Annotated in this window: 7 protein-coding genes and 1 pseudogene; 4 read left to right on the top strand and 4 right to left on the bottom strand. The window is 75.1% G+C overall.

Annotated features, from left to right (window positions below; translation table 11 throughout):
- Both AB0E96_RS36015 and AB0E96_RS36010 read right to left on the bottom strand, forming a co-directional pair.
- Positions 1-885: pseudogene (locus tag AB0E96_RS36015) on the bottom strand (ABC transporter permease); the annotation flags it as partial.
- Complete coding sequence (locus tag AB0E96_RS36010) at positions 885-1,889, bottom strand: ABC transporter ATP-binding protein (RefSeq protein ID WP_359830172.1); 1,005 nt, start codon at positions 1,887-1,889, stop codon at positions 885-887. The pseudogene AB0E96_RS36015 and the gene AB0E96_RS36010, both read right to left, overlap by 1 nt.
- 98 nt (positions 1,890-1,987) lie before the next feature.
- On the opposite strand from AB0E96_RS36010, the gene AB0E96_RS36005 reads away from it, so the two are divergent.
- Both AB0E96_RS36005 and AB0E96_RS36000 read left to right on the top strand, forming a co-directional pair.
- On the top strand, positions 1,988-2,506 hold the full coding sequence (locus AB0E96_RS36005; RefSeq protein WP_359830176.1) for a MarR family transcriptional regulator: 519 nt from the start codon (positions 1,988-1,990) through the stop codon (positions 2,504-2,506).
- A gap of 178 nt (positions 2,507-2,684) precedes the next feature.
- Positions 2,685-3,107, top strand: a complete 423-nt coding sequence (locus AB0E96_RS36000) for an ASCH domain-containing protein (protein ID WP_359830170.1) — start codon at positions 2,685-2,687, stop codon at positions 3,105-3,107.
- Positions 3,108-3,174: 67 nt separating this feature from the next.
- Here AB0E96_RS36000 and AB0E96_RS35995 read toward each other — a convergent pair whose 3' ends face one another.
- Positions 3,175-4,623, bottom strand: a complete 1,449-nt coding sequence (locus tag AB0E96_RS35995; RefSeq protein WP_359830168.1) for a lytic transglycosylase domain-containing protein — start codon at positions 4,621-4,623, stop codon at positions 3,175-3,177.
- 517 nt (positions 4,624-5,140) lie between these two features.
- On the opposite strand from AB0E96_RS35995, the gene AB0E96_RS35990 reads away from it, so the two are divergent.
- The gene (locus AB0E96_RS35990; RefSeq protein WP_359830166.1) at positions 5,141-5,524 is read left to right on the top strand and encodes a hypothetical protein; all 384 of its coding nucleotides are present in this window, start codon (positions 5,141-5,143) and stop codon (positions 5,522-5,524) included.
- Between the two features lie 18 nt (positions 5,525-5,542).
- On the top strand, positions 5,543-5,851 hold the full coding sequence (locus AB0E96_RS35985) for a hypothetical protein (RefSeq protein ID WP_359830164.1): 309 nt from the start codon (positions 5,543-5,545) through the stop codon (positions 5,849-5,851).
- A gap of 12 nt (positions 5,852-5,863) precedes the next feature.
- Here AB0E96_RS35985 and AB0E96_RS35980 read toward each other — a convergent pair whose 3' ends face one another.
- Positions 5,864-7,324: an alpha/beta fold hydrolase gene (locus AB0E96_RS35980; protein ID WP_359830174.1), complete on the bottom strand. Its 1,461-nt coding sequence runs from the start codon at positions 7,322-7,324 to the stop codon at positions 5,864-5,866.
- Positions 7,325-7,385: the final 61 nt, after the last annotated feature.

The raw sequence follows: 7,385 nt of genomic DNA, 5'->3' as shown, positions 1-7,385 counted from the left end.
GGGACGGGCGGCGCGCAGCCCGGCGCCGTGGTCCCGGCGGCTGCTGAGCGCGAACCCGGCGGCGCCGGTCGCGACCGTCAGGGCGACAGCGGGGAGCAGTGGCCACCAGCGGTCGTCCACGAAGGGGTAGCCGCGCTGCAGCCAGCCGATCGGGGAGGCCCAGGAGAGGGTGCCCGAGCCGGCGTCCCCGGCGGCGCGCAGCGCGTAGGCGGCGCCGAGCACGGCGAGGGCCGATCCGGAAGCGGTCCGCGCGTGCGCGCCGAGTTGCACGGTGACGGCGGCCACCGCGGCGAACAGCAGCCCGGCGAGCGCGGTCGCGGCGCCGAACAGCGCCGCTCCGGAGGCGGTGATCCCGGGGACGCCGAGCGCGGGCAGGCCGGCCGCGAGCAGCAGGCCGAGCGCGAGGTCGGCGACGGCGGCGGTGGCCAGGGCGGCGGCGAGCGGGGCGTGCCGCCCGACGGCGGCGGAGCGGACGAGTTCGGCCCGCCCGCTCTCCTCCTCGGCCCGGGAGTGCCGGACGACGGTCAGGACGCTGAGCAGGCCGGCCAGGACGGCCAGCAGGCCGAGCATCCGGTGGCCGAGCATGGCGCCCCAGGTGTAGTCGGCCAGGTAGTGGGCCGGACCGCTCATGGCGAGCAGCGCCGGATTGTCCGAGCCGTGCGCGATGGCGGCGCGGTCGGCGGCCGTCGGGTAGACGGTGCGGACGCTGTCGGCGGTGGCGAGCGTGACCAGCCAGAGGCCGAGCACCCAGGCGGACAGCCGGATGCGGTCGCGGCGCAGGGCGAAGCGCAGCAGCGCGGCGGTGCCGGCCAGGGTGGTGCCGGCCCGTGGGCGGCGGGGTGCGGCGGAGCGGTCGGCGGCCGGTCCGGCGGCGGTGGTGGTCATCACCGGCCTCCGTCCTCGCCGCGCTGCCCGTCGGCGATGACGCCGTTCGCTTCGGTGGCCGCGCCGGCCGCGCCGGGTGCGTCGGGGGCGTCGGGGGCGACGCCGTGCCCGTTGGCGGCCAGTTCGTCGCCGTAGTGGCGCAGCATGAGCTCCTCCAGGGTGGGCGGGTGGCTGATCAGGCCGCGCAGCCCGGCCGCGCTCAGGAGCCGGACGGCGGCGTCGAGCCGGCGGCCGTCCACGGCGAACCGGACCCGGTCGCCGTCGGTCTGCAGGTCGTGGACGCCGGGGAGCGCGTCCAGCCCGGCGACCGGGCGGAGGGTCCGGGCTTCGACGGTGGTGCGGGTGAGGTGGCGCAGTTCGCCGAGGGTGCCGCTCTGCACGATCCGGCCGTGCCGGATGATGCTGACCCGGTCTCCGAGCTTCTCCACCTCGTCCAGGATGTGGCTGGAGAGCAGGACGGTGCGGCCCTCTTCCTTGGCGCGGCGCACGACGTCCTGGAAGACCACCTCCATCAGCGGGTCGAGGCCGGAGGTCGGCTCGTCGAGCAGCAGCAGTTCGGCGTCGGAGGCGAGCGCGGCCACGATGGCGACCTTCTGCCGGTTGCCCTTGGAGTAGCTGCGGCCCTTCTTGGTCGGGTCGAGGTCGAAGCGCTCGATCAGCTCGTCGCGTCGGCGGGGGTCGAGCCGGCCGCGCAGCCGGGAGAGCAGGTCGATGGCCTCCCCGCCGGTGAGGTTGGGCCAGAGTTCGACGTCGCCGGGCACGTAGGCGAGGCGGCGGTGCAGCTCGACGGCGTCCCGCCACGGGTCCTTGCCGAGCATCAGGGCGCTGCCGCCGTCGGCGCGCAGCAGGCCGAGCAGGACGCGGATGGTCGTGGACTTCCCGGATCCGTTGGGCCCGAGGAAGCCGTGGACCTCGCCGGTCTCGACGGTCAGGTCGAGGCCGTCCAGCGCGGTGGTCCGGCCGAAGGTCTTGCGCAGGCCGGACAGGGTGATGGCCTTGGTCATATTTCTGAAGCTATCGTAGGTTCAGAAAAACGTGAAGATTGGGAAGGCGTTAAAGTTTCGACCGGGGGCGAGTGATCACCGGAAAGGGGCGCAGGGTGGTGCAGGGGACGGACGGTCCGGAGAAGCCGGCGGAGAAGGCGGACGAGGGGCCCGGCGACCAGGCGGTGGCGGACTTCGTCGAGCGCTTCGCGGCGGAGCTGGTGGTCGCGGGCATGGGCAGGATGCCGTCCCGGATCTTCTCCTGTCTGATGGCCGAGGAGAGCGGGGTGCTCACCTCCGCCGAGCTCTCCGAACGGCTGCGGATCAGCCCGGCCGCCGTCTCCGGAGCGATGCGCTACCTGACCCAGATCGGCCTGGTCGCCCGGGAGCGCGAGCCCGGCTCCCGGCGGGACCGCTACCGGGTGCTCAACGACGTCTGGTTCGAATCGCTGACCCGGCGCGACGAGATCATGCTGCGCTGGATCCGGGTGCTGCGGGAGGGCGAGGCCACCGTCGGCGCCGGCACCGTGGCGGGGGAGCGGCTGGCGGAGAGCGCCGCCTTCTTCGAGTTCATGATCGACGAGCTGCACGGGATGCTGGGGCGCTGGCGCGAGCACCGCGCGGCCCAGCCGCGGTAGCGGGCGGTCCGGGCCGGGGCACCGACGGCCCGGGCGCGGTGGACGCCGACGGCCCGGGTGGAACGGCGGGTGGCCGGGGCGGAACGACGGGGGAACGGCGGGCCGGTGCGGCGGCGCCTCGTTCTGCCGAGGGCTGAACCCGTTGAGCGGCGCGAGCCGCGGTTCGTACGCTCACCCCATGGGACACGACGACCTTCCGACTCTCGAACTCGCCTTCCCCGGACCGGAACGGGACCGCGGCCTGGCCGCGATCCGCAGCGGCGAGAAGACCGCGTTCACCGGCCTCCTGGAGATCTACCGGCACGCCGGGAGGGAGGTGCCGACGGCCGGTCAGCGGTTCGCGGTGCTGGACTCCGAGGGCGTTCCGGCCGTGACGATCGAACTCGTCGAGGTGCGGGTGCTCCCGATGGCGGAGATCGACGACGCATTCGCGATCGCCGAGGGGCGGGGCTACGCCGACGCGGCCGAGTGGCGGACGGAGCACGAGGAGTTCTTCGGCGGCGACGGCGTGGCCGAGTTCCTGGGGCGCGCCCCGGTCATCGACGGCGGGACGTCGGTCGTCGCCCAGCGCTTCCGGGTGGTCGACTCCGTGACGTCCTGAACGGCCCGACGACAGGGGCGCGGTTCCCGGAAGGAACCGCGCCCCTGTGCTGTCCGCCTCGTCCTGCCTACTTCGTCGGCGTCGCCGTCGGCGAGAACCCGGCGCTGGGGGTGGTGCCGGGAGTGGTGCTGGGCGCCGTGCTCGGGGTGTCGGTCGGGGTGGGGGTGGGGCAGCCGGGGAGCGGCGTCGCCGTCGGGGTACCGGTGGGCGTGGCCGTCGGCGTGGGCGTGCCGGTCGGGGTCGCCGTCGGGTCCGGGCAGGTGGTGGGCGTGCCGGTCGGGGTGCCCGTGGGCGTCGCCGTCGGGGTGCCGCTGGGGGTGCCGGTCGGCGTCGCCGTCGGGGAGGGGCTGCCGCTCGGGGTGGTCGTCGGCGTCGCCGACGGCGAGGTCGAACCCTCGGGCGTGGGCGCGGTGGTGGCGCCCGGGGTGGGCGTCGGCTGGGCGCTCGGCGACTGGTCCGGAGTCGGGGTGGCCGGCTGCTGGGGCTCCGTGCCGGGCGTTCCGCCGGTGCCGGTGCCGGTGCCGGTGCCGGTGCCGCCGGTCGGGAGGCCCGGGAGGTACGGCGTGGGCAGGGTGCCGGGCGGGACCAGGGGCCCCGGGCGGTTCGGCACGGTGGACACCGTGCCGCTGCCGAAGTGCGCCATCCAGTTGCGCACCGTCCGCAGGTACTCGCCCGAGTTGTTGTAGCTGAGCACCGCCCGGTCGAGCTGCGCCGGGTCGGCGAGGTCGCGCCCGCCCGCGCACAGGTAGCGGCCGGCGGTCTCGGCGGCGTCGAAGACGTTGTTCGGGTCGGCCTTGCCGTCGCCGTTGGCGTCCACGCCCCAGGAGGCCCAGGTGGACGGGATGAACTGCATCGGCCCGACGGCGCGGTCCCAGCGGGCGTCGCCGTCGTAGCGGCCGCCGTCGGTGTCGGCTATCGCGGCGAAGCCGTTGCCGTCCAGGGCCGGGCCGAGGATCGGCGTCAGGGTCGTGCCCGCGGCGTCCACCTGGCCGCCGTTGGCCTGGCCGGACTCGACCTGGCCGATCGCGGCCAGCAGCTGCCAGGGCAGGTGGCAGCCCGGCGAGCGCTGCGCCAGCGAGGCCTCGGCCTGCCGGTAGGCGGCGAACACGGTGGCGGGCAGGGAGGCCCCGGTGGCCGCGAACGGGCCGGCCGAGGGCAGGCCGGGCAGGGTGCCGGGCGGCTGGGGGAGCTGGAGGGTGCCGCCGCCGTCGGCGGGTATGCCGGTGCCGAAGGTGCCGGGGGCGTCGGTCGGGGAGCCGTCGGGCAGGGAGCGGCCGGCGCCCTGGCCGTCGGCGCCGTACGCCGAGCCGGAGTCGGCGACCGCGACCGGGGCGAGCCCGATGCCCGTCACCTGAGAGCCGGTCAGTGCGGCCAGCGCGGCGAAGGCCGCCGCCGTGCCCGTGACCCGTTTGCCGATCCGGAGCTTCCCGCTCCCGGCCTTGCCGATCCGCACCGTCATCCGCTGTCCCTCCCCGTTGCCGTCCGGACCTCCCCGGAACGGTTGAGCTGTCGTCATCGTGCCCGTCCGTCAGAGGACGGGGCCCACCACCGGGACGATTAGTATCACGACGATCTGACAGGGACAGGGTGACCGGAAGGCGGACCGGAGCCCTCCGAGGGGTTAACTCGGCACCTCAGCGGGGGTGGAGCCGGACATCGCGGCGCCCCGGGACATCCGCCGCCCACCGCCGTCGCTTCCTCGCCCGGCGGCAACTCCTGTTCCGGTACGGAAAGTCGACCGGTGGACCAACGGTGGTGGTACGGGCGCTCCCGGGCGCCGGACCGGCGGTTCGGAGCGCGGGGGTGGTGCGTGCGCGGTGTTTCGGGCCCCCCGGCGCCGCCCGCGGTCGCCCGTCCTGACCTGCCGGAACGTCCGAACCCCGGCCCGGCCCCCCTACCAGGGCGCGGGCCGGGACGCCAGGGCGCGACCCCGACTCGGACCTGGACGGGTGACGTTCTGGTGAAAATGGGCATGCCAGGAAAAGCCGCCCGGCATGCTGTGCCGCGTGATGATGCGGATGGAGGTCCAGACCGTGAGCGCGAACCTGCCGGAGACCCTCGCCGAGGGAGCGGTCGTCCTGCCGGCTCCCCCTCGGGTGGTGGACGACCTGGCCCGTGACCTGACCCAGGCCGCCGCGGCCGTCCGGGCGGTGTCGCGCACCCGCCGCTCCGGTGGGGACGTCGCCGTCGCCGCCTACACCGCCGTGGTGTGCACCGGCCGGTCGGCCGCCGGGGCCCTGGAGGAGGCCGCCGCCTGGTGCCGGCAGGCCCCCGAGGCCGAGGTGCACTCGCTGGCCTGGGCGCGGGTGCCCGGGCACCGGGACGACGTCCACGAGTACCGCGTCACCATGGCCGTCAGCTTCGCCGACGGCGAGACCGGGGAGCACCACGGCGACACCCACCACGCCCGGCGCTGACGCCGTATCATCGCCCCCATGACCGAGGGGGGTACGAACGACATGCCGAACGACGCGATGACGGACCCGGACGGCGCGGCCGCGGGGGAGCACACCGGCGGCCCGCGGGAACTCCCGCGGGCCGCCGCCGTCGTGGTCACCGTGATCGCGGCGGTGTGCGGCGCCGCGGTGCTGCTGGCCGTCTTCCACTGGCTGGGGTGGAACATCCCGTGGATCGGCTGGATCGTCGCCAAGGCCGGGATCAAGCTCGCCGTCGGCGGTTTCGCCGGGCTCGCCGTCGGCTTCGCCTGGCTCCGGTCCAGGCTGCGCTCCGGGAGCGGGAGTTGACCGAGCTCTCCGTCAACCGGCCTGCGGGGAGGGGCAGATGAGGTCGCGCTCGGGTGCGGTGTCCGCCAGCAGGTAGCGCTCGACCACCCCGCTGACGCAGGAGTTCGAGGTGGGGTACTGGCCGTGGTCGCCGTTCCCGGTGACGGTGACCAGCCTGGAGCCGCGCAGCGCGCGGTGGGCGCCGAGCGCCGCCTCGTAGTAGGTCGCCGGATCGTGTACCGAGTTGAGCATCAGCGTGGTCGGCAGGTGTGCGCCGGTCACCGTGACGGCGGGCGCGGGGGCGGTCGGCCAGGCGGCGCAGACCGCGCTGAAGGCGAGCGTCCGGGCCCCGGCCAGCGGCCACCGGGCGGTGTTCTCGGCGCCGCGCTCGATCCAGGTGTCCAGGTCCCTGGTCCACGGGGTGTCGTTGCAGGTCACCGCGAAGTACTCGGCGAGGAAGCCGGGGCTGAGGTAGCTCGCGAAGGCCTCCGCGGCCGCCGCCCTGGTCGCCTGGTCGACGGTCTGCCAGTTGTCGACGGCGGCCAGGATCCGGGCCAGGCCGGGAAAGTCGGAGGCCCGGTAGATCGCCGAGATGGCCAGGCTGTCCAGCTGGTTCGGGCCGATCGTCACCGGGCCCTCGACGATGGGCGAGTCGTGCAGGGCGGCCCGCCGCTGCTCCCAGTGCGCCCGCACCTGCTCCGGCGTGGAGCCCCAGTGGTACGTGGCGTCCCGGGCCGCGAGCCAGGGCACGAAGTCCTCGTCGAAGCGCCGCTGGAAGCTCATCGGCTGGCCCAGCTCGAACGCCTCCCAGGTGCCGTCGAAGCCGATGTTGCTGTCCAGCACCATCCGCTGGACGCGGTGCGGGAAGAGCGTGCCGTAGTAGGCGCCGATCATCGACGCGTAGGACGGGCCGTAGTAGCTGAGCCTGCGCTCGCCGAGCAGGCCGCGGAACAGGTCGATGTCGTGCGCGGTCTGCTCGGTGGTCAGGTACGGGATCAGGTCCCCGCTGCGCTCCTGACAACCGGCGGCCAGCTTCCTGGAGTTGGCGATCACGCGGTCGATCGCGGCGGGGGACTGGTCGCGGTAGTCGCCGGCCAGGAACTCCTGGAACTCCTCCGGGGTCTGGCAGACCGCCTTGGTGCTCTCGCCGACCCCGCGCTGGTCGAAGCCGACGATGTCGTACGCGGCGGCGACCGCCGGGGCGCCGGAGGCCAGGTTGGCCGGGCGCAGCAGGCCGGTGCCGCCGGGGCCGCCGGCCGCCATCAGCAGGGTCCCCTTGCGCCGGGCCGGGTCTGTGGCGCGGTGCCGGGAGACGGCGATGGTCAGGTCGGCCCCGGTGCCGGGGTGGTGCCAGTCGCGCGGGGCGGTCATGGTGGCGCAGTCCAGCGAAGGCTGCCGGGCGCAGGGCTTCCAGTCGAGGGTCTGGTGGGTGTAGCGGGCGGGTGCCGGGTCGGCGTCGCCCGGGTCGCCGAACAGCGCGTGCAGCGCGTCCACGTCCTCCTCGGTGTGGTGGTACTCGCGGACGGCCAGTCGCGGGCCGGTGAGTCGTACGGGG

The organism is Kitasatospora sp. NPDC036755 (assembly GCF_040636595.1).
Taxonomy (GTDB): Bacteria; Actinomycetota; Actinomycetes; order Streptomycetales; family Streptomycetaceae; genus Kitasatospora.
Note: the sequence above shows the minus strand (reverse complement) of the source record. Positions and strands in the feature narration are given on the sequence as shown.